This window comes from Clostridium chromiireducens, from assembly GCF_002029255.1.
Classification (GTDB): Bacteria; Bacillota; Clostridia; order Clostridiales; family Clostridiaceae; genus Clostridium; species Clostridium chromiireducens.
This window is the reverse complement of record NZ_MZGT01000029.1, coordinates 44056-65552: the sequence shown is the minus strand read 5'-3', so window position 1 is coordinate 65552 and position 21497 is coordinate 44056. Positions and strand designations below refer to the sequence as shown.

The window sequence follows — 21497 nt, the reverse complement described above, 5'->3', positions numbered from 1 at the left end:
CCACTATATGTAGTGCGAAATATAAAATTCTCTCTACATATAGTATATATGGTGAAATTTCATATATCTCCAACGAGGTGTATAAAAATGAAAAATTTTAACCGATAGCTAGCATCCGTAACACTCCCACTATAGATGAAACTCCTCTTCCTAAAGTCAGATGAGCAAGCGATTTACTCTCATAATGTTTATAATGGGAAGATGAAGCGAATATAATAAAAGACTTATAATATTGAAAAAAGTTTAGGATGATGAAGTGTGAACCGTATCATAAATAACATATTATTTTTTGAACAGAAATAACGAGTGCTTCGCTTTCACCATGAACTACGACCATTTGTATGTGGCTTAAATAGCTGCTTACAGATGGTCGTGTTTTTTATTTCAAAGTCTTAATATAAAGAATATTGACTTCTAAAAATATTTGATGTAGTATAAAATTATACGAAGTATAAAAATGAACTTAGTTCAAAAATAAATTTTTGGGAGGAATTACAATGATAAATAGAAGAGAACGTAAAAAAGAATTGACTAAGGAAATAATAATAGATAGTGCATTATCTCTATTTGAAGAAAAAGGTTTTCAAGAGACTTATATGGAGGAAATAGCTACTAAATCTGATATTTCTAAAGGTACATTATATAATTACTTCCAAGATAAAGAGTCAATATTATCAGCTTATTTTCAGGGTCTTATAAATAATCATGATAATAATTTTAGTGAAGTTAGTGAAAAATTCAAAGAAACAAGAGATATAAAAGAAACATTAAATAAGATATTAGATTTCATAAATCATATATTTAGTGGAAATATTCAATATACAGCAATTTATTTTAGATACAGACTCCAAACACTTTTTAGCGTCAATCCTTTAGATAATCCTAATAGAAGTGGATTGGAAAATTTGATTTCAGAAGTTATAAAAAATGCACAAGAAAATAATGAGCTTAGAAATGATATTCCTTCAGTAATAATGGCGAGAAATTTTCAATTCATGTATATGAATTATTTCATTTCAAGTGTTTATGGAAATGAAGATATTAATTTAGAGATATCAAAAGCACAAATTATAGAATTGTTTATAAATGGAGCAGGGGCACAAAATAATTAGAGGGAGATGATTGCCATGGAAAACAACTACATATTATATTTTGATGAAATAGATAAGAAAGATTTATCACTTGTAGGAGGCAAAGGTGCAAATCTAGGAGAGATGACTAAGGCTGGTTTTCCAGTTCCTTTTGGTTTTTGTGTAACTACAGAAAGTTATAAGGAATTTATAAATTATAATAAACTTTATGATTTTATTATAGAAGAAATTAAAGATGCAAATCTTGAAAATATTGCTACCATAGGAGCTAAAATAAGAGAAAAAATAGAACAAGCAGAAATGCCTAAAAAAGTAGAAGAAGAAATCATTAAAGCAGCTGATAAGATTGGGATTGATAACTATTATGCTGTTAGATCCAGTGCTACTGCAGAAGATTTAGCTTTTGCCTCTTTCGCAGGTCAACAAGATACCTATCTTAATATTAAAGGAAAAGCTTCACTAATTAATTCCGTAAGAAATTGTTGGGCGTCATTATTTACTGATAGAGCTATACTTTACAGATTGCAAAATAAAATTGAGCACGAAAAAGTACATATGTCTGTAGTAGTTCAAAAGATGGTTTTACCAGATATAGCTGGTATTATGTTTACTGCAGATCCCGTATCAGGACATAGAGGAATTATTTCTATTGATGCAAGCTTTGGACTTGGAGAAGCGTTAGTTTCTGGTCTTGTATCCCCAGATATATATAAATTTAATAAGAAGAAAAAGGAAATAATAGATAAGACTATAGCAGAAAAGAAACTTGCTATAATGCCAATTCAAGGTGGGGGAACTAAAAAAGTTGATATTACAGGTGAAAAATCTACTAACCAGGTAATGAAGGATTCTGAGATAAAAAGGCTTGCTGAACTTGGAATGAAGATAGAAAAACATTATGGCTGCCCTCAGGATATTGAGTGGTGTCTAGAAAATGGTGAGCTGTATATTGTGCAGAGTCGTGCAATTACATCATTATTTCCACTTCCAACTCCTAATAATAATGATGATAACGCACATGTATATATTTCTATAAATCATCTTCAAGTTATGACAGATCCAATGTCTCCTTTAGGGATTGATTTATATAGGGATATGCTGCCTTTTGGAAAAAATATTAAAAGAGAAGAAAAATATAAGATTTTGGCTTCAGCAGGTGGTAGAATTTATGCAGATGTAAGTGGTCTTATGTGTTCAGAGAGAATAAAGGAAAAGAGTTTAGACTTATTAAAAAATGCAGATGCCTTGATGGCAGAAGCTTTAGGGGAGCTTCTAAAAAGAAAAGATTTTGAGGAAAAGTTTAGAGGAAAGAAAACTAACATTAAACCTTTCTTGAAATATATAGCTCCAGTAGCAGTTAAAGTTATGAAAAATCTTATTTTCACTAATCCTGAGGGAACAATAGAGTTTATGAATAACTACATTAAACAGCGTGAAGAAGATACCTTGAAGACTATTTTAAATGCAAAGCAAGGTGCTGAAAGATTAAATATAATATATGAAAAAGCAAGTCTTTATGAGGATGCTAAAAAAGTAATTCCGTATTTAGCACCAGGAATTATTGCTTTTAAGCTTCTTGAAAAGCTGGAAATGAAGCTTCTAGGAACAAATAATTATACTAATATAATTGCAAAAGGTTTAGAAGGTAACATTACAACAGAAATGGGATTACTTACTGGAGACTTGGCGGATATGGTGAGAAGATCTCAAAGCTTAATTGATGAGTTTGAAAATGAAGATTATGAAACTTTGGCTTCAAGAATAAATGAAGTTAAAGGAAATGAGGAATTTAAGATTTTTTTCAATGATTTCATAAATATGTACGGAGTGCGTGCCTCAGGAGAAATAGATATAGCTAGAGATAGATGGACAGAAAACCCAGAGCCACTTGTGAAATCGATACTTGCAACTATTAAAACATCAGAGGAAGGCGCTCATAGGGAAGAATACAAAAATACTATAAAAAAAGCTAAGGCAGCAACAGAAAATATGATAGAGGAAATACAAAAAAAGCATGGTAAAATTAAAGCGAAAGTTGCAAAAAGGCTTATATTTGTTTTAAGAAATTCTTTTCCAATAAGAGAACATCACAAATTTATGATGATGAGACTTTGTATGATTTTTAAGAAGGAATTGCTAAAAGAAGCAGAAAATTTGGTTGCTAAAGGTAATTTAAATGAAGAAAAGGATATTTTTTATGTAAATTTCAGTGAATTATATAGAGCGATTGAAAATAATGAAAGTCTTAAAACAATAGTAGAACAAAGAAAAGAAGAATATGAACATTATAAAAAGTTAAATGCTCCTCGTGTTATTACAAGTGAAGGGGAAGAAATAAAAGGAGGATATAAGATAGGGAATCTTCCAAAAGGAGCACTTCCAGGCATTCCAGTTTCTTCAGGAGTTATTGAAGGAATTGCAAAGGTAATAACTGATCCTTCAAAGGCAGCCTTGAATAAAGGGGAGATTCTTGTAGCACCTTTTACGGATCCAGGATGGACACCACTTTTCATAAATGCAGCTGGATTAGTTATGGAAGTTGGAGGTCTACTAACTCATGGGACTGTAGTAGCTAGAGAGTATGGAATACCAGCAGTTGTAGGAATATCAGAAGCTACCCAAAAGATTAAAACAGGTCAAAAAATCAGAGTGGACGGAAATAACGGGTATGTGATGGTAATAGAAGAATAGGCGGTGTTTTCTATGATAGGATTTATGGGAATACTCTTAAGCATGTTTGCTATGGGAATGATGCAGCTGGTACTAGCCACTGCACTTCCTTATATAGTTAATGAAATTGGAGGGGATAGTCTTTATAGCTGGGTTTTTTCGAGTTATATGCTTTCATCTATTATAACTATCCCTATCTTTTCAAAACTTGCAGATATATTTGGAAAAAAGAAATTTTATTTATTAGGGCTTTGTATATTTGCTTTTGCAACTATTTATGGTGGATTTGCGCCCAATATGTATCAGCTTGTTATTTCAAGGGTGCTTCAGGGGTTAGGTGCAGGAATTATAACGCCTGTGTACTTAGCTATGATTTCTGATATGTTTGAGGAGAGTAAAAGAGGAAAGATGATAGGGCTTTTTGGATTTGTTCAGCTCTTATCAAATATTTTAAGTCCATCTATTGGAACCTTTATAACAGGACAGTTAGGCTGGCATTGGATATTTTTTGTAACTGCGATTATGATACTTCTTGCAATGGCTTTAGTAAGTGTTGGTATTAAAGTATTAGAAACTAGTTCTCAAATCAGATTATCTGAAATTGATATTAAAGGAGGATTACTTTTTGGAAGCTTCTGTGTTGCTCTTGTAGGTTTTTCTGATATGCTTAGCAAGCATCGTAAATTTGATATAGAATCAAGTTTATTACTAATAGGAGTAGTAATATTAATACTATTATTTGTATCAAATGAAAAACGTCATAAAAATCCAGTTATAAAACTAGAATTCTTTAAAAATAAAATTATTAGAAGGGCAATTTTTAGTGCAATAATTTCTGGAGCAATTATGTATGGTCTTATTACAATTCTTCCTTTATGCGGAATTGCTTTTATGAAGCAGGGAGCTTTGATAAATGAAAGTAGAATACTGTTCTTTTTTATGTTAGGAATTACTGTTGGAATGCTTATAGGTGGAAGAGAATTAGTAAAATTAAACTCAATGAAGATGACAAGAATATTATGGATTATATTATGTTTTAGCTCAAGTTTAATATTATATTTTTTAAATAGAGGAAATCTAATGGTACTTAATACATTAAATATAATTATTGGTATATGTACTGGTGCGATTATGGCAATGTTTCTAACAAATTCTCAAAATGCAGTAAACAGTGAAGATAGAACTGTGCTAAGTGGATTAATTCAACTCAGCAGATATTTAGGTGCTTCTATTGGAGTGATAATTCTCACAAGTATGGCGCCTGAAGTGAAATTGATAAATAATACAACACAATTTTTATGGGTTTTCGTACTTTTAAGTTTGCTTTGCATTGCAGGGTTAGTTAATGAAAGTATTTAATTTTACTATCCGATATTTTTTACACGGATAAGCTTCTATAATTTTGCCTAAGACTAAGCTACATTAAATTTATTGTAAGCATTCTCAATTAAGAGATATTGGAATGCCTGTCGAAAGAAATTTTAGTTATAAATCTGAATTTATACCAGATAAAAAGATTGAGACTAAAAGTATTTGCTCAACAATTAATAAAAAATGTACGATAAGTGATAGATGCAGAAATCTTAAAAAGTCTTTTTTAATGTATCAAATTGCTTAAAAAATTCCATTATTTCTTGGAGTGGTTTTTGCTGGCCACTTAGAAACCATTTTCGCCAAACAGCATAAACACCCGCTGACATGAAAGTTGTCCAGTATTCACCACTATCAGGAGCATAAAATTTGGTTATTTCTTCTATGAAAATCTGCTGAATAATTGGTTCATATCCACGGTCAACAGATGAAAGTAAATCATCACTAAAGGTACTGAAAAACTTTAATTGGATATCAAATTTATCAGAGAAGGGTGGATTCTGCTGAATCGTATAAAATACAGCCGCAATCTTTGGCTTGTAATACTCATACAAAATCTGCTCGAGATCGTTAAAATTTCGGTAAAAAGCCATGCGGCTTACCCCTGCCCGTTTACAAACTTGTGAAACTGTCAATTCTGATAACTTTTCTGTTGCAAGCAATTGCAACATAGCAGTTGTAATAAAATCCTTTGTATCTTTTTTGATGGTTTGCGAGTGATTTGTTGCTGCCATTACAATACCTTCCTTATTGTCACATATGATCGTTTCTGTGTTGATTTCATCTTGATAATAGTATATGCTAATGGCACAGAGGTTACAAGTGAAACTTTAGTGAGGGGGAATTATTATGGAAAAAGAATTAGTTTTAGTAACAGGCGGAAGCGGCTTCATTGCCGTCCATATAATATTAAAGCTTTTGAAACGGGGATATCAAGTTCGTACAACACTTCGCACATTGTCACGTCAGGATGAGGTTAAGTCAATGCTTGAACAAGGTGGAGCAGTTAATTTTGAAAACCTTGAGTTTATACAGACAGATTTGACAAGTGATATAAACTGGATGAAGGCTGCAACTGATGCGACTTACGTTATTCATGTGGCATCACCAACACCAGCCACACGTCCTGATGATGGTGATGAAATGGTGAAAATGGCGGTTGATGGTACATTGCGCGTGATGAAGGCAGCGAAAGCGGCAGGTGTTAAACGTGTAGTCCTAACTTCTGCTTCCGGGGCAGTGCTTGCAGGCCATAAGTCTCACCCGGAGATTTTCACAGAGGAAGATTGGACTGACTTGTCAGGGGATATTGATGCATACCAACGTTCAAAAACTATGGCAGAGCTTGCGGCTTGGAAATTTGCAAAGAAAGAGAATATGGAACTCTCTGCTGTTAATCCTGTGGCAGTCATGGGACCTGTACTTGGACAGGATTTTTCTCACTCTAATCAGATTATTCGTGCGATGCTCAGCGGGAATATGCCATTCCTCTTAAAAATTGGATTTGATTACGTTGATGTGAGAGATGTTGCAGAATTACATTTGCTTGCAATGACATGTCCAGAAGCAGCGGGAGAGCGATTTATTGCTACTACGGGTGAAAATCTGACATATAAAGAAGAAGCTAAAATTTTGCAGAGATACTTAGGAAGTACAGCAAAAAAAGTATCTACTAAGGTACTGCCGGATTTTATAATTAAATTTATGGCAATTTTTAAAAAGGATTTGCGCATGCCAGCGACATTTTTAGGACAAAACACAGCTTGCAGCAATGCAAAAGCTAAAAAGTTACTTAGCTGGCAGCCAAGATCAGCAGAAGAAGCAATCGTGGCAACTGCAAAAAGTATGATTGAACTTGGATTAATTGATAAATAGACATTAAAATATATTAAGTTCCTCTAAATAACAGGCAATCATTAAGTTTTTGAGTTGTCTTCCATTAAGCAAAAATCGTGCTTAGTAGCGATACGGGGAACCGTATCATAAATAACGTATTTTTTTGAACATGTGTATAGAACGCTTTGCCTCCACCATGAAATCCACGATCATTTGTATATGGCTTAAATAGCTATTTACAGGTGGTCATGGTTTTTTCTTGTCTGGTGGCTTAATTGTATATATTTTGTAAAAGATGAATAATCTATAAATTAATTTTATGACGGGTTAATAACTATAATCACGAATAAAATCTTGAGGGGAACAGGAATTAACGATGCGAAATACTTTGGAGAAATATGATACGCTGCCAAATCCTAGAATATCAGCCACCTAGGATACGGAATAGCCATCGTCTCGGAAGCTAGCTAATGATGTAAATATGTATGGAGCTTAATATTATCTTCTTCATAAGGAGTAAAATGATAGAACAGTAGTATATTAGATTTGATGGATTGGCAGCTCTGAAGATAAGTGCTTCAACATGCACATAAGAATTGTAAATTAATAAGGCTTTACCTTCAAAATGTTAACGTTTTGAAGGTAAAGCCTATTTTTCTTTAGTAACTGGAGAGCACTGAAAAAACTGCCCCTACTATAGATAACCCAAACAAGAGTTTGATTTATACTTTGAAGTATATTCCTCACCAGAAAGAAAGGGTATTCTCTCGCAACCGAGCAACAGAATACCCTTTCTTTCGGCGAGTTGCATTCATAAGTCTAAGTTACACATTGTTTATCTATATGATTAGGTTTTTCATTTTGTAGTATTTCATATGTATTTCTTTATTATAAGAATTGACATTAAATATTAATTTCAGCAATAAGTTTGGCCATTTCTTCAACACTCTCCTTAGTATCGTTATTTATCCATTCTATTAAAATGCTGTAGAGGCCACCCGATGCGTATCTTGTAAGATAATTATTATATGGCAAGTTATTACCACCTATACTCTCAAGAAAGTTGAATAAATAACAACTTAATCTATCATAAAAGATATATATCAATCCTGACTTAATTAATACTTCAATAAAATCTTTCCTTTCTTTAAAATAAGAAAAGTAAAGCAACGCAACATCGTATTTTTCGCTGGCCCTTGAATTTTTAATTTCATTCATAAATTCATTGAACAGCTCATCCAGATAGGTGGTTATAATATCTTCTTTAACATTATAGTTTCTATAGAAAGCCATTCTTGATACACCTGCAAGATTAGTTATCTGCGTTATGGTTACTTCATTAAACTGATGTTTTTCTAATAATTTTATCAGGGCAATAAATATACTTTCTTTTGTGAGTTTTTTTTGGACCTCGGTATAAGAATCAGGCAAAATAAATTCCCCCTTTATGTAATAGATGACTTTGGGAATATAAATTTCAATAATTAACATTATAATATAAGAATAAATCCATTACAAGTGTAACGTTACACTTGTAATTTAGAAAATGGATAACTACAGATGTTCCGAAATAACAATTCCATAAATCTCATTTCTTCATTAAGAATTTTCCCAGATTTATAATGGGCGGATATTGCCTAAGGTACAAGCAAACTCAAACATAGGTATAGATTATGATGTACCATTGCAACCATATTGAAATCATGTGATTTTTTGAGCTTCAGTTTATGAATCATGCGTAACAAATTTTTCTCTATTGTAACAGACGGCCTTGAGAGTATTGACTTCAGGTGATTAGCAATATAATATAAGAATTAATCCGTTGCATATGTAACGTTACAAATATAACGGAACGATAAAAAGTTTAACAAATTAACGAGATTTTATCTTAAGTAAAAAACAAAACAACAATGTCCAATTAACAGGAGATTTCAAGAATATTCACCACAAGGGAGTTGCAACTTATAACATTAATTAGAGATAGGAAGGGGAAAAAGCATGAAAAAATCAGAAGAATGGATAAATATCAATATTCCCAAACAACATAGTCGTTCAGTTATCATTACAGGTACAGGTGGATTGGGATACGAGACGGCATTGGTTTTGGTTCGTGCAGGAGCAGAGGTCATTTTTGCAGGTCGTAATGAAAAAAAGGGAGCTGAATCAGTAAATAAAATTCGTACAATAGTTCCTTCAGCTAATATACGCTTTGAGAGTATCGACTTAGCTGATCTTGCATCTATAGAAGCATTTGGTGCTCGTATAAAAAATCAGCGTCAAAGCCTCGACCTACTTATCAATAATGCAGGTGTGATGACGCCACCAAAGCGAAAAGTCACTAAGGATGGATTTGAGTTGCAATTTGGGACAAATTACCTTGGGCACTTTGCATTAACTGCTCATCTAATGCCACTATTAAGAAAAGGAAATAAACCGCGAGTGGTCACTGTCAGCAGTATGGCAAACAGAGAAAGAAAAGCTAAAATTAATTTTGATGACTTGCAGTCAGAGCGTAATTATCACTCAATGGATGCTTATGATCAATCAAAACTTGCAGATTTAATGTTTACTTTAGAACTTCAACGTCGTAGTGATGCAGCAGGTTGGGGTATCATGAGCATCGCATCTCATCCAGGAATTTCAAGTACGGATTTGATGGCCAATGGTCCAGGTGAAAAAAGTTTATTAGCAAGGATGTTAAATATCTTTACATTTATGCGACAATCGGCTCAAAATGGAGCGTTACCTTCCCTGTACGCAGCAGCTGCACCAAATGCTGAAGGCGGAGGGTATTACGGACCGGGTGGATTTTATGAAATTAAAGGTCTACCTGGACAAGCTAAGATACCGACTAAAGCACAAGATGTAAATGTTGCAAAACGCTTATGGGAAGTTTCAAAACAGTTAACGAGTGTAGATTTTGACAAGATAGCATCAATGTGTGAAAAATAAAAATGAGGAGGAAAAGCTATGTCAAATAGTTCAATTAGTTTAAATGAAAATATAATAACAACGAATAAAAATAAAGAATTTAGTTTTTTAAGATGGTCATTAATTGCAGTTGTATTTATACTGTATACTTCAATTCTAGTTGCCCCACACAACCCTTTAAGTGACGTTGCAAGGCCTGCGGGTGCTCTTTGCATATGCCTTTTGGCGTTTATTCATGGGGGTAAGCGTTATGGATTCAAAAATATGGCTATATTTTTTGTAGTTACGTGGATAGTCAGTAATTCCTTTGAGGCTTTAAGTATTTACATGGGGTTTCCTTTTGGGAATTATCACTATACCATGTCTGGTCCACGAATATTGGAAGTCCCATTATTAATAATGCCTGCTTACTTTGGAATGGGTTATATGGCATGGACTTTATCAAACATACTAAATGGACAGACTGGCAAAAGACTTAAAGGTGCTCATGTATTCCTAGTACCGTTAATTGCATCTTTTATTATGGTAATGTGGGATGTAGTTATGGATCCTATTACTGCAACAGTTTATAAAGTATGGATATGGGAGGATGGAGGCAGTTACTTTAACGTTCCAATTTCAAACTATTTAGGTTGGTTTTTAGTAGTCTATATATTTCTACAGATTTTTTCCATCTACATCTCAAGATATGATATAGTGGAAAAAAGAGATGATTTTAAGAAAACATTCTGGCTTGAAGCATCAATCATATATGGGATACAAGGCTTGAGCTTTATAGGGCAAGCTTTGGTGGAAACGGGAAATAGAGAAATATTTAGTTCTATGGGCTTAGTTTGTGTATTTACGATGATGTTTGTGAGTATTCTCTCCGCCATAACGATATACAATTCAAATGAGCTTAGATATAGATAAACAAGTTGAAAACTATACTTTAGCATAGAACTTACCGAAATAAGGTGCATGCATTTATTCCAGTTGCTGAGAATTTTGCTGGATGCATCTAAAGAATACTAGAATAGATATTCTAAACAATATTTATTCTGAAGAATATTACCATAGAAGAATATACACCTATAAAAAAAGCAGCTATGCTGCAATTCAGAACTTTCACACATTTAACAAGAGTGCGTCAGCAAAATCAAAAAATAACAAGTTCATTTGACAGTATATCTGAACTTAATAATCTCATTATGAAAATAAAAGCTCCAAGAATTTAGTAATCTTGGAGCTCTTAAGCTTGATAATTTAAGGAAATATAGTTGAAGATTTTATTTAAAGCAACTTTCTTTTTTCGAGTAGCTGTAGAGTTGCACATATTTTAAAAATGAGTATATTTTTGAACTGTATTGTTTTTAAAGAAAATAAAATCTAAAGTTCTTTTTCAAAATCATCAAGGAGACTTAAAGCATCATATCCTCCAGTTGAGCTTCTAGTTTTAATTCGTTTTATAAGATCATTCATGTTATTTTTAATTGAATTAGTGGCATAGGCAACAAATCTATGTCTTTCTAAATTGCACATGGAAACACATTTGAATAATGATTTGTAACAGTCATTTTCTTAAGAATTCTTAAGATTTTTTGGGGGAGAATGTTAAGCTTTTATCTTTATACTAGGACCATGTAATAATTCTTAAAACAAATCAGCAATAGCTGTCCATCAATTATTAAAAATAAGGGGGAAGATTTAGTGTGAAGATAGTAAAATTTCTGAGAGAATATTTTAAATCGCCAAGAATTGTTGGAGCCGTGGCTCCTAGTTCACAAAGGTTAGCTGAGAAAATGATCAGAGATATTGATTTTGAAAATGCAAAGTGCATAGTTGAATACGGACCAGGTACAGGTGTATTTACAGACAAGCTTGTAGAGGGGAAAAGAAAGGACACGATATTACTGCTGTTAGAATTTAATAAAGAATTTTGTAAGCAACTAGAGGAAAGATATAAGGGATATGATAAAATTATCTTAAAAAATGACTCTGCTGAAAATGTAGATAAATATTTAAAAGAGCACAATATTAATGAAGTTGATTATGTAGTTTCAGGTCTACCTTTTGCAAGTTTACCTAAGAATGTTTCAAATAACATATTAAGAAAAACTAGAAGTATATTGAAGAAAGATGGGTTATTTATAACTTTTCAGTACACTCTTTTAAAGAAAGAATTTATTGCAGGATTTTTTAAAAAAATAGATTTAGAAAGAGTGGTACTTAATGTTCCGCCAGCTTATGTACTAAAATGTCAAAATTCTTAAAGAAAAGGAGTAACTTTATGTCAAACAAAATTTTAATAGTTGATGATGATAGTGAAATAAGAAAAATTACAGGGATATATTTAGAAAACGAAGGCTATGAGGTGTTAAAAGCAGAAAATGGAGAACAGGCTCTTAAACTTATTGATGAATATAATATTGATCTTATCCTTTTAGACATCATGATGCCGATTATGGATGGGATAGAACTCTGTATGAAAATTAGAGAAGTTAATATGATGCCTATTATCTTTTTATCTGCAAAATCAGAAGAACTTGATAAAATTCATGGTCTGGCATCAGGTGCTGATGACTATATAACAAAGCCCTTTAATGCTATGGAACTTATTGCAAGAGTTAAGTCGCAGCTTAGAAGATATACAAAATACTCCACTCCCCAAAATATAGCAAAGAATATAATTGAAATTGGTAACTTGATAATAAATACCGATACAAGGCAAGTGTATTCAGGAGGCAATGAGATCAGACTTACACCAAAAGAATTTGATATACTTGAACTTCTTGCAAGTAATAAAGGAATTGTTTTCAGTATAAAAAAGATTTACGAAAGAGTATGGGGAGAAATCTTTTATAAATCAGATAATGCAGTTATGGTGCATATAACAAAGATAAGAGAAAAAATTGAGGAAGACCCAAGAAAACCTATATATATCAAGACTGTTTGGGGAGTTGGGTATAAGATATGAAATTTTCAATATTTACAAAAAAAATCAGTGTTGAACTTATATTATCAATTATAATTTCTGTCTCATTTGCATTTTTGTTAGTATATATATCTTCGACTTTTATTACTATACCTTATTTCTTGGCAAGAGATAATGCTGGGGAAGTAATAGATTATTGTATTATAAGCTTTCTTATCTCTGCAATTGGAATAGCAGCTTTTTTGGCCATTTTCTTATCATTAGTAAATAAGAAAATAAAATATATCAAATATATTTCTGAAGAAGTATCTAAAATTGCAAATGAACAATTAGGTTCAACCTTGAAAGTACGTGGGAATGATGAATTAGCAGAACTTTGCAAAAGCATTAATTCTATGTCTTTGGAGCTAAAGGATAAGTTTGAACATGAAAGAGGAATAGAGAATACAAAGACTGAGTTAATAACCAATGTTTCTCATGATTTAAGAACTCCTTTAACAGCGATAATTGGATATATAGATATTTTAAAAAATGAAAAATATAAAAGTAAAGAAGAAGAGAAGGAACATTTAATCTCAACATATAACTTATCAATAAAATTGAAAAATCTTATTGATGAATTATTCGAGTACACAAAGCTATCTAGTAGAGATATATCCTTAAAACTTGAAGAAGTGGATTTGAGTTCTATACTTATTCAAATACTAGGAGAATATACTCCAGTGCTTGAAACTAAAGGTTTAAGTATTATAACAGATATAGCTGAAGAAATCCCAATTAAAATAGATATTGAAAAAATAGTCAGAGTTTTTGATAACATTTTAAATAATGCAGAAAAGTATAGTATTAAACCATCAGAAATTATTATCAAGGCAGAAAACAAGTCAGACTACACTCATATTTCTATTTCAAACAAGGGTAAACATATTGAACAGGACAAGTTGAATAAGATGTTTGAGAAATTTTATAGAGTTGATATTTCAAGATCAAGCAAAATTGAAGGTTCAGGACTGGGATTGGCAATATCACAAAAAATTATAGCACTTCATTATGGTGAGGTTTGGGCTGAATGTGAGGATGATATGATAAGAATACATATTAAATTGCCTATTAGCAATTAAATTGCGTTATACTCAACAGTTCCAATAAAACCTATAGATTAGCTTAAAGGTGCGAAGTAGACATAATACTCATTTACGGAATCTCAATAATTATAAAATAATAAGGAGCTGTTATTATGGCAAAAAATATGAAAAAAAATTGGACTTCAGAAGATATTACTTCACAAAAAGGTCGTTCAGTTGTTATTACTGGAACAGGCGGAATTGGCTATGAGACAGCATTGGAGATGACACGTGCTGGAGCTGAAGTTATAATGGCAGGTAGAAATAAGGATAAAGGAGAAGAAGCTATAAGAAAGATTAAGAAAGTAAATCCTAATGGCAATATACGTTTTGAAAAACTTGACCTAGCAGATCTTGCTTCTATAGAGGCCTTTGGTGAACGAATGAGATCAGAGCGCAAAAGTTTGGATATTCTTATAAACAATGCAGCGGTAATGGCTCCGCCTAAGCGTTTGGTTACAAAAGATGGATTTGAACTACAAATGGGTACAAATTATTTTGGACATTTTGCATTAACAGCACAAATGCTTCCTCTTCTTAAGAAAGGAGACAAGCCTAGGGTAATCACATTGAGTAGTTTAGCTCATACTGCAGGAGTTATAGAATTTGGTGATCTTCAATCAGAACACAATTACAAACCAATGGTAACCTATGGTCAGTCAAAACTCGCATGCCTTATGTTTGCATTTGAATTGCAACGACGAAGTGATGCAGCTGGCTGGGGGATTACTAGCATGAGTACACATCCGGGGATATCAAGAACGGAATTAATCCCTAATGGAGCTGGAAAGAATAGCCCAACTGGAATTGTAAGACGTTTAATGGGTCCGTTTTTATTTCAGCCAGCAGCTCATGGAGCATGGCCATCACTTTATGCTGCGACAGCAGAAAATGTAAAAGGCGGAACATATTATGGTCCATCAAAAATGAAAGAGATGAGAGGGTATCCTACGATAGCTAAAGTTGCACCACAAGCTATGGATGTTGAGGTGGCTTCAAAGCTTTGGGAAGTATCTGAAAAACTGACAAAGGTAAAGTTTATTTAATAAAACCATTGACTTTTTCTGCTATTTTTTTGGTGTGCCCAGCATGGGCATGAACTAATCGGTTCTTTCTTGAAAACTTCTTGTTTTTCATTATCAGCCTTTTTAAGTACATCTGTTGGTCTTGTATAACTTAAGAATCCATTTTAAACAAGTGTCCATGTAGATACTTTTATGAAACTAGGTCATAATATAGATGAAATCAAATTTCTATTGTAGCACAAGATTTTTTATATTTACTACAAGCGTGTCTAAAACTGGCACGCTAAAATTTTTTTTGTGAGTAGTGTAATATTTTGAGTTTTAATGTGACTAATTATATGAAAGGGGGATTTAAATGAAGCAAATAGAAAAATTGTACTTAGAATATAAGCAGGATATATATAATTATTTGCTTAGTATTACTCATAATCAGACCCTTTCAGAAGATTTGCTCTCAGAAACCTTTATAAAGGCTATTTATTCTATTGGAAGATTTAAGGGGAATTCATCAATTAAAACCTGGTTATTTAGCATTGCTCGCCATTTATGGTTGCAAAATTTACGAAAAAACAAGCCTGCTGTGGAATATAGTGATCTTTTAGAGTTATATATTGCAGATAGTGCCTTTGACAACTTTAATACAAAACAAATAGCACATAGAGTGTGTGAACTCTTAAAAACCAAAGATGAGCAAGTACAAAAGGTAGTAAGTATGCGTGTTGATGGGATAAGTTACTGTGAAATATCAGAGAAAATAGGTATTTCTGAAAACTCGGCAAGAGTACTAGATTTTAGAACAAAGAAATGGCTCAAATCCGTTTTGAAAAAGGAGGAATTAATTTGAACATATCATGTGATGTCATATTGGATTTAATACCGCTAGTTAAAGATAACGTTGCGAGTGAAGATAGTATTAAATTAGTTACAGAGCATATAAAAAGCTGTGAAAGCTGTAAACTAGAGCTTGGAAGACATACTTTGCCAATTCAAACAGAATTAGATGATAAAAGAGTAGTATCTTCAATCAAGAAAAAGCTATTTCTTGTAATGTCAGCGTTATTATTTATTGGAGCATTTATCGGAATGGCATTAAATAAAAATTCATCTTCAAACTTTATGCCAGCAATAATTGTTGTTTTAGGTATTGTTTTTGTAAGTTTACTAATATTTAAATTTGACTTGAAAGGGGATAGGTATATGAAAAATTTCTTTCTAGGAAGAGCTATTGTTACAATAATTATCTTTACTATATTGGGGATTTATCTATTGATGAAAAATGTATTACATCTTTTTTAGACATGAACAACAAGGGATATAGTATAATACATAGCTTTTGTATTACATATTATTTTTAATAGACGACTAAAAATAAAAGTGGACAAATTAACCTGATAACTTTTAAGATACTAATTTATAAGCATTGGTTTAAAGTCGAGCGTAAAGTAAAAACTCACTATAGAAATATCGAGAGTTTTTACAAGGTTATAATAATTCACTGTATAACAATGTATTTAAATTGTCACTATTACAAAAAGTAATAGTTGATTTTGTATTGATTAACCTTAACATGAATTAATGAGTTCTATCCAAACTGAGTTTCCATTGTAATTTACATAAATTTATGATAAAAAAATTAGTATAATAATTTATCATAATTAAAGATATGGGAGAAAAATCAATGAATTTTGTAGCAATAGATTTTGAAACTGCAAATGAAAAAAGAAATAGTCCATGTTCTATAGGAATTATTGTTGTAATAAATGGTGAGATTGTAGAAAAAGAACATCACTTAATAAAGCCTAAGGAAATGAGATTTATGCCAATAAATATTGGAATTCATGGAATAAGACCTAGTATGGTAAAGGATGAATTAGAATTTGATAAAGTGTGGGAAAAAATTAAGCAATATTTTAATGATAATTTGATAATAGCTCATAATGCTTCTTTTGATATATCTGTGTTAAGAAGAACATTAGAGCTTTATGAAATAGAAATGCCAAAATTTCAGTATATATGTACAATGAAGCTTTCTAGAAATTTTTATAGTAATCTTGACAATGCAAGGCTTAATACAGTAAATAATTTTTTAGGATATGAATTTAAACACCATGATGCTTTAGCAGATGCAATAGCTTGTGGTAATATCTTAACTAATATAAGTAAAGAATTAAACTGTAAAGATATTAATGAAATATCAAAATTAGTTGGAGTGACTTTAGGTACAGTAAATAAAATTGAATATACTCCATGTTCAATAAAAGGAAAAGTTTTAAAAAAATCTAATAAACAGTTTTCAAAACAAAATGAAAATACAGTAAAAAATCTTAATTCTACTGCATTTGAAAATGAGATTATTGTATTTACTGGTGGATTAGCTTCTATGACAAGAGATGAAGCAATAAATCTAGTTAGAAAGCTTAGTGGCACTGTAGGAAGTTCTGTAACTAAGAAAACAACCTGTATAGTCACTAATACGAAAAATATAGAAGATTTGCATAGAGAGGAAATGAGTAATAAGCTTAAAAAAGTGATGGATTTAAAGCAAAAAGGGCAAAATATAAAGTTATTAAATGAAGAAGAATTCTTGAATTTATGTGAGGCGCCTTTATAAAGTCTTAGAATAAGACATCTAAGTATTTTGGGGATATAATGTATTATTAAAAATAAATAATATAAAATAAAATATTTTTCTATTGCAGACCATAATAGTACAAATGGAATAGAGGAAGCAAAAGAATATTGAATTGGCAAGGATATTGAAATTATTCCGGCAATTGAATTAGATTGCACTATTGATAAAGTTAACTTACATGTTTTAGGTTACGGCATAGATTATAAAAATTCTATATTTCATGAAATTGAAGAAAATATTATACAGCAGGAACAAGCTGCATCAAAAAAACGTATGAAGCTGATTCGTGAATTAGGAATAGATTTTTCAGATGAAGTTATTGCATCATTATCTAGGAATGGGGTAGTTAATGGTGAGATGATTGCTGAAGCTGCTATGGAATTCGATAAGGAACATAAAAATCCACTACTTATGCCGTATTATGAAAATGGTTCAAGACATGATAATCCGTATGTTAATTTTTACTGGGATTATTGTGCTCAAGGGAAGCCTGCTTATGCGAAAGTAAAGTTTATAGACTTGCAAGAAGCAATTAAAATTATTGAAGAAAGTGGTGGAATACCTGTTTTAGCGACCCTGGAAATAATGTTAAAGAAAATATGCCTCTATTAAGAGATATTATTTCTTGTGGCATTAAAGGTATAGAAGTTTACAGCAGTTATCATAGCAGAGAACAAGTAGATTTTTATAAGGAATTTGCTTTAAAAAATAAATTGATTTTAACATGTGGAAGTGATTTTCATGGTAAAACTAAACCAAGTATATCTATTGATGGAACAGACTGTGAAAACAGTGAAGAGAATATTATATCAAGATTAAAAGAGCTTCTAATATGAAAATAAAATTTAATATAAAGATTTAAGAGATTACAGCACTATTCTGTATAGGATAGTGCTTTTGTGTATGCTTCAAATTTTAGTTTATCTGATTTTCCATTTATAGATATAAAGAATTTATCTTTAGCAAGTTAATTTATATGATAAAGTATTCGTCTCGATTTACTTTCCCGATGTTGATAAGGTAATTATAAATTGCTATTATTGATTAAAAGATTAAACCATTAATACGTGAATGAGTTGATTTATTGTAAAAGGAGTTAACCATTCATTATTTGATTCTTTACTTAAAGGAGGCATATCAATGAATGAATTAGAAAATTTAAAAAAGCTAGAAAATGAATTCAAAGAATGTAGACCTGTGTTAACTGCTATTGGGGATGAGACAAGACAATTAATTATTTTAAGTTTGTCTAAAGGAACATATCCTGGAATGAGAGTTGGAGAAATAACTAGAAGAACAAACTTATCACGCCCAGCCGTTTCGCATCATTTGAAAATATTGAAAGAAGCAAAAATTGTGAATGTGGTAAAACAAGGTACGATGAATTTTTATCATATAAACAATCCAGCAAAAAGTGGATTGGCTTTGGTGAAATTGTTATTTTCCCATCTTGAAGAATTTATGTCTGATTGCTGGAAAGAGAATTTGGATGAAAAAGAGATATAAATAATAATTTACAATTGCTATAGTATTTTAAATTGTTTTGAAAGGAGTAAGTAAATGAATGTAGCTAACAGAGAAATAAAGGCAGCTAATGGGGTGAAAATTCCACAAGTAGGGTTCGGAGTATATAAACTAATTAAGGAAGAAGATTTTGAGAATGCAGTTGGGGAAGCTATTAGAAATGGTTATCGTCATTTTGATACAGCTAAAATTTATGGAAATGAAAAAAAGTTAGGGATGGAAATTCAAAAAAGTAAGATACCTAGAGAGGAATTTTTTATTACTTCTAAGGTCTGGAATACGGATCTTGGTTATGAAGCTACTAAGAAAGCATTTAAAAGAACTTGTGAAAATCTAAATGTAGAATATATTGATATGTATTTAATTCATTTTGCAGCCCCTTGTTATTTAGAAGCATGGAGAGCTATGGAGGATTTGTATTCTGAAGGAAAAATCAAAGTCATTGGAGTTGCGAATTTTGAAATTCAGCACCTTGAAGAATTAATGAAACATTCCAAGATTGCACCTATGGTTAATCAAATTGAGACTCATCCAGAGTTCCCGCAAAATGATTTACATGATTATTTAATTAAACATAAAATTTTACATGCAGCTTGGGCACCTTTAGGGCAAGGGAATAAAGATTTATTGAAAAATAAGGTGTTGGAGGAAATTGCAAATGATCATGAAAAAACAGTGGCTCAAGTCATTCTACGGTGGCATACGCAAAGGGGAATTATTATTATCCCAAAATCATCAAATCCAAAAAGAATAAAAGAAAACATTCAGCTGTTTGATTTTGAATTATCCAGTGAAGAAATGGGAAAAGTTAATCAACTAAATAAAGGCAAAAGGTATTCTCACAATCCTTCAGGTTATATGGTTAATCCCCTTTATAATAAACTGATGAAAATTTTCCTTAAGTAGATTGGGACTCTATCCTAAAATCAGCGATTAATATTCTACGGTTAATATATAAATAAATGGTGTAGGTCGTACGTTATGTAAAAATATGCTATAATCTCTAATATAAATACATCATAGTTAACTAATAAGTATAGACTTAGGTAATAATTATTTACTTTAAAACTTACTGGATATGAGGTGATAACATGAAAATTGGTGAATTTGTTAAAGTCAACAATTTGACAATAGATACTATAAGACATTATATGGATATGACTCTGATAATACCCGAAAAGCAAGGTGGACAATACAACTTTGATAATAGATGCCAAAGTGATTTGGAAGATGTGCTCCTGCTTAAAGGAATGGGTTTTTCATTAAGCGAAATTAAATCAATTTTTATGTTTAAAAGATTAGGTAAACTAACTAAATATGAGGAAGAGGAATGTTTTAAAACATTTTTCATAAATAAATATAAGCAAATAGAAAATCAGATAAAAGAACTTAGAGGAATGAAGCAAAAGCTCGAAACAAAATTAAGTGATCTTTCAAATGTCGAAGCCAAAGATAAATCTATTATAGGTATAGATATTAGAGCACTTAATATTTTAAAGTGTTTTAGATGCAAAAAAGATTTAGAACTTCTTGAAGGTAATATAACAAATAATCAAATTATAAATGGAAAATTGGAATGCTCTTGTGGTGAGGAATATATAATTGAAGACGGCATATTAAGGGTCTCTAATACAAAAGTAGATTCTGATTTTAATTTTGACTTTAACTACATTATAGATTATATAAATTCTACTAATGAAGCTTATCTTGAAAATGTTTATCGTGGAATGGATTGGATATATAAAAAAATTGATTTTCAGAATTTAAAAAATAAAGTTTTACTTGAGCTAGGTTCTGGAATTGGATTTTTTTTAAGAAATGTTTATCAAAATTTAACTGACGATTCAATATATATTGATGTAGATCACGATATAAATAAACATTTATTCTTAAAAAGCATCTTAGAGAGTATAAATTGTAAAAAGAATATAGTATTCATTTGTTCTGATTTTGAGCAAATTCCAATAAAAGATAAATCTGTTGATATGCTCTTAGATATTTCAGGAACAAGTAACTACAGTTTTGATCATGAGGAGTTTTTATTAAATCAAGTTAATAATTATGTAAAGGATAGTGCAGATATAATAGGAAGCTATATTCTATTCAAAAATTTTGCATCAAACTGCTTAATAGAAGATAAATACCGAAAAAACTTCACAATAGATAATGTTAAGAATCAGCTTTCAAAACTTAACTATAATATCTTTGAAGAAAATATATCAAACTATATAGAAAAAGGCGGAAAATATGAAAGTTATTTTAGAGATGGAGAAAAGGTATATTCATATTTGATTTTTGGAAAAAGGTAGGGTTAACCCTATCTTTTCTTCATTTTAGCACAAAATTTTACTGAATTAATCAATTGATATGGTGATAAGA

At 31.2% G+C, this 21497-nt stretch carries 20 protein-coding genes and 1 pseudogene; 18 read left to right on the top strand and 3 right to left on the bottom strand.

All coding sequences use genetic code 11. From position 1 onward, the window contains the following. Nucleotides 1-497 precede the first annotated feature (497 nt). From CLCHR_RS12055 to CLCHR_RS12045, 3 genes are read left to right on the top strand one after another with little or no spacing between them, the layout of a single operon-like run. Nucleotides 498-1112 carry a TetR/AcrR family transcriptional regulator gene (locus tag CLCHR_RS12055; RefSeq protein WP_079440051.1) on the top strand — a complete coding sequence of 205 codons (615 nt, stop codon included), beginning with the start codon at nucleotides 498-500 and terminating at the stop codon, nucleotides 1110-1112. Between the two features lie 15 nt (nucleotides 1113-1127). Continuing rightward, entirely contained in the window at nucleotides 1128-3782 is a 2655-nt protein-coding gene (locus CLCHR_RS12050) for a phosphoenolpyruvate synthase (protein WP_079440050.1), read from the top strand. A gap of 12 nt (nucleotides 3783-3794) precedes the next feature. Next, on the top strand, nucleotides 3795-5120 hold the full coding sequence (locus CLCHR_RS12045) for an MFS transporter (RefSeq protein WP_139376235.1): 1326 nt from the start codon (nucleotides 3795-3797) through the stop codon (nucleotides 5118-5120). A gap of 224 nt (nucleotides 5121-5344) precedes the next feature. On the opposite strand, the gene CLCHR_RS12040 is transcribed toward CLCHR_RS12045, so the two are convergent. Continuing rightward, nucleotides 5345-5866, bottom strand: a complete 522-nt coding sequence (locus CLCHR_RS12040) for a TetR/AcrR family transcriptional regulator (RefSeq protein ID WP_079440049.1) — start codon at nucleotides 5864-5866, stop codon at nucleotides 5345-5347. A 115-nt stretch (nucleotides 5867-5981) separates the two neighbouring features. Here CLCHR_RS12040 and CLCHR_RS12035 point away from each other — a divergent pair, with 115 nt between their 5' ends. Then, nucleotides 5982-7007: an SDR family oxidoreductase gene (locus CLCHR_RS12035; RefSeq protein WP_079440048.1), complete on the top strand. Its 1026-nt coding sequence runs from the start codon at nucleotides 5982-5984 to the stop codon at nucleotides 7005-7007. Nucleotides 7008-7871: 864 nt separating this feature from the next. Here the strand turns inward: CLCHR_RS12035 and CLCHR_RS12030 are convergent. Further along, a complete protein-coding gene (locus tag CLCHR_RS12030) occupies nucleotides 7872-8399 on the bottom strand; it encodes a TetR/AcrR family transcriptional regulator (protein ID WP_079440047.1) in 528 nt (175 codons plus the stop codon). A 567-nt stretch (nucleotides 8400-8966) separates the two neighbouring features. Between CLCHR_RS12030 and CLCHR_RS12025 the strand changes: the two genes are divergently transcribed. Together CLCHR_RS12025 and CLCHR_RS12020 are read left to right on the top strand one after the other, a co-directional pair. Then, nucleotides 8967-9920: an SDR family oxidoreductase gene (locus CLCHR_RS12025; RefSeq protein ID WP_079440046.1), complete on the top strand. Its 954-nt coding sequence runs from the start codon at nucleotides 8967-8969 to the stop codon at nucleotides 9918-9920. 18 nt (nucleotides 9921-9938) lie between these two features. Beyond that, nucleotides 9939-10811: a carotenoid biosynthesis protein gene (locus CLCHR_RS12020; protein ID WP_079440045.1), complete on the top strand. Its 873-nt coding sequence runs from the start codon at nucleotides 9939-9941 to the stop codon at nucleotides 10809-10811. A 319-nt stretch (nucleotides 10812-11130) separates the two neighbouring features. On the opposite strand, the pseudogene CLCHR_RS12015 reads toward CLCHR_RS12020, so the two are convergent. Then, nucleotides 11131-11459, bottom strand: a pseudogene (locus CLCHR_RS12015) (sigma-70 family RNA polymerase sigma factor); the annotation flags it as partial. Nucleotides 11460-11590: 131 nt separating this feature from the next. Between CLCHR_RS12015 and CLCHR_RS12010 the strand changes: the two are divergent. The 12 genes from CLCHR_RS12010 to CLCHR_RS11960 all read left to right on the top strand — a co-directional run bounded on the left by CLCHR_RS12010 (nucleotide 11591) and on the right by CLCHR_RS11960 (nucleotide 21427). After that, entirely contained in the window at nucleotides 11591-12151 is a 561-nt protein-coding gene (locus CLCHR_RS12010) for a class I SAM-dependent methyltransferase (RefSeq protein WP_079440044.1), read from the top strand. A gap of 17 nt (nucleotides 12152-12168) precedes the next feature. Further along, complete coding sequence (locus CLCHR_RS12005; RefSeq protein WP_079440043.1) at nucleotides 12169-12855, top strand: response regulator transcription factor; 687 nt, start codon at nucleotides 12169-12171, stop codon at nucleotides 12853-12855. Further along, complete coding sequence (locus tag CLCHR_RS12000; RefSeq protein WP_079440042.1) at nucleotides 12852-13934, top strand: HAMP domain-containing sensor histidine kinase; 1083 nt, start codon at nucleotides 12852-12854, stop codon at nucleotides 13932-13934. Before CLCHR_RS12005 ends, CLCHR_RS12000 begins: the two co-directional genes overlap by 4 nt. A gap of 116 nt (nucleotides 13935-14050) precedes the next feature. Then, nucleotides 14051-14983, top strand: a complete 933-nt coding sequence (locus CLCHR_RS11995; RefSeq protein ID WP_079440041.1) for an oxidoreductase — start codon at nucleotides 14051-14053, stop codon at nucleotides 14981-14983. Nucleotides 14984-15317: 334 nt separating this feature from the next. Continuing rightward, nucleotides 15318-15806 (top strand): RNA polymerase sigma factor, encoded by a 489-nt coding sequence (locus CLCHR_RS11990; RefSeq protein WP_079440040.1) that lies wholly within the window; start codon nucleotides 15318-15320, stop codon nucleotides 15804-15806. Next, on the top strand, nucleotides 15803-16258 hold the full coding sequence (locus CLCHR_RS11985) for a zf-HC2 domain-containing protein (RefSeq protein ID WP_119366877.1): 456 nt from the start codon (nucleotides 15803-15805) through the stop codon (nucleotides 16256-16258). The genes CLCHR_RS11990 and CLCHR_RS11985 overlap by 4 nt, the downstream gene beginning before the upstream one ends. 382 nt (nucleotides 16259-16640) lie before the next feature. Further along, nucleotides 16641-17573: an exonuclease domain-containing protein gene (locus CLCHR_RS11980; RefSeq protein WP_079440038.1), complete on the top strand. Its 933-nt coding sequence runs from the start codon at nucleotides 16641-16643 to the stop codon at nucleotides 17571-17573. 294 nt (nucleotides 17574-17867) lie between these two features. Then, nucleotides 17868-18206, top strand: coding sequence for a hypothetical protein (locus CLCHR_RS25200; protein ID WP_242966021.1), 339 nt, complete (start codon nucleotides 17868-17870; stop codon nucleotides 18204-18206). Beyond that, nucleotides 18194-18430 (top strand): PHP domain-containing protein, encoded by a 237-nt coding sequence (locus CLCHR_RS25195; protein ID WP_242966020.1) that lies wholly within the window; start codon nucleotides 18194-18196, stop codon nucleotides 18428-18430. Before CLCHR_RS25200 ends, CLCHR_RS25195 begins: the two co-directional genes overlap by 13 nt. A gap of 304 nt (nucleotides 18431-18734) precedes the next feature. Next, nucleotides 18735-19100, top strand: coding sequence for an ArsR/SmtB family transcription factor (locus CLCHR_RS11970; RefSeq protein WP_079440037.1), 366 nt, complete (start codon nucleotides 18735-18737; stop codon nucleotides 19098-19100). Nucleotides 19101-19154: 54 nt separating this feature from the next. Further along, nucleotides 19155-20024, top strand: a complete 870-nt coding sequence (locus CLCHR_RS11965) for an aldo/keto reductase (protein WP_079440036.1) — start codon at nucleotides 19155-19157, stop codon at nucleotides 20022-20024. Nucleotides 20025-20209: 185 nt separating this feature from the next. Continuing rightward, nucleotides 20210-21427, top strand: a complete 1218-nt coding sequence (locus tag CLCHR_RS11960; RefSeq protein WP_079440035.1) for a MerR family transcriptional regulator — start codon at nucleotides 20210-20212, stop codon at nucleotides 21425-21427. Nucleotides 21428-21497 lie beyond the last annotated feature (70 nt).

Bases quoted from the DNA above. Each gene is read 5' to 3' on its own strand.
- CLCHR_RS11960 (WP_079440035.1), top strand. From the start codon at position 20,210: ATGAAAATTGGTGAATTTGTTAAAGTCAACAATTTGACAATAGATACT.
- CLCHR_RS12050 (WP_079440050.1), top strand. From the start codon at position 1,128: ATGGAAAACAACTACATATTATATTTTGATGAAATAGATAAGAAAGAT.
- CLCHR_RS12040 (WP_079440049.1), bottom strand. From the start codon at position 5,866: ATGGCAGCAACAAATCACTCGCAAACCATCAAAAAAGATACAAAGGAT.
- CLCHR_RS12020 (WP_079440045.1), top strand. From the start codon at position 9,939: ATGTCAAATAGTTCAATTAGTTTAAATGAAAATATAATAACAACGAAT.
- CLCHR_RS25200 (WP_242966021.1), top strand. From the start codon at position 17,868: ATGAAGCTGATTCGTGAATTAGGAATAGATTTTTCAGATGAAGTTATT.
- CLCHR_RS12035 (WP_079440048.1), top strand. From the start codon at position 5,982: ATGGAAAAAGAATTAGTTTTAGTAACAGGCGGAAGCGGCTTCATTGCC.
- CLCHR_RS12045 (WP_139376235.1), top strand. From the start codon at position 3,795: ATGATAGGATTTATGGGAATACTCTTAAGCATGTTTGCTATGGGAATG.
- CLCHR_RS11970 (WP_079440037.1), top strand. From the start codon at position 18,735: ATGAATGAATTAGAAAATTTAAAAAAGCTAGAAAATGAATTCAAAGAA.
- CLCHR_RS12055 (WP_079440051.1), top strand. From the start codon at position 498: ATGATAAATAGAAGAGAACGTAAAAAAGAATTGACTAAGGAAATAATA.
- CLCHR_RS12025 (WP_079440046.1), top strand. From the start codon at position 8,967: ATGAAAAAATCAGAAGAATGGATAAATATCAATATTCCCAAACAACAT.
- CLCHR_RS11995 (WP_079440041.1), top strand. From the start codon at position 14,051: ATGGCAAAAAATATGAAAAAAAATTGGACTTCAGAAGATATTACTTCA.
- CLCHR_RS12000 (WP_079440042.1), top strand. From the start codon at position 12,852: ATGAAATTTTCAATATTTACAAAAAAAATCAGTGTTGAACTTATATTA.
- CLCHR_RS25195 (WP_242966020.1), top strand. From the start codon at position 18,194: ATGCCTCTATTAAGAGATATTATTTCTTGTGGCATTAAAGGTATAGAA.
- CLCHR_RS12005 (WP_079440043.1), top strand. From the start codon at position 12,169: ATGTCAAACAAAATTTTAATAGTTGATGATGATAGTGAAATAAGAAAA.
- CLCHR_RS11990 (WP_079440040.1), top strand. From the start codon at position 15,318: ATGAAGCAAATAGAAAAATTGTACTTAGAATATAAGCAGGATATATAT.
- CLCHR_RS11965 (WP_079440036.1), top strand. From the start codon at position 19,155: ATGAATGTAGCTAACAGAGAAATAAAGGCAGCTAATGGGGTGAAAATT.
- CLCHR_RS11980 (WP_079440038.1), top strand. From the start codon at position 16,641: ATGAATTTTGTAGCAATAGATTTTGAAACTGCAAATGAAAAAAGAAAT.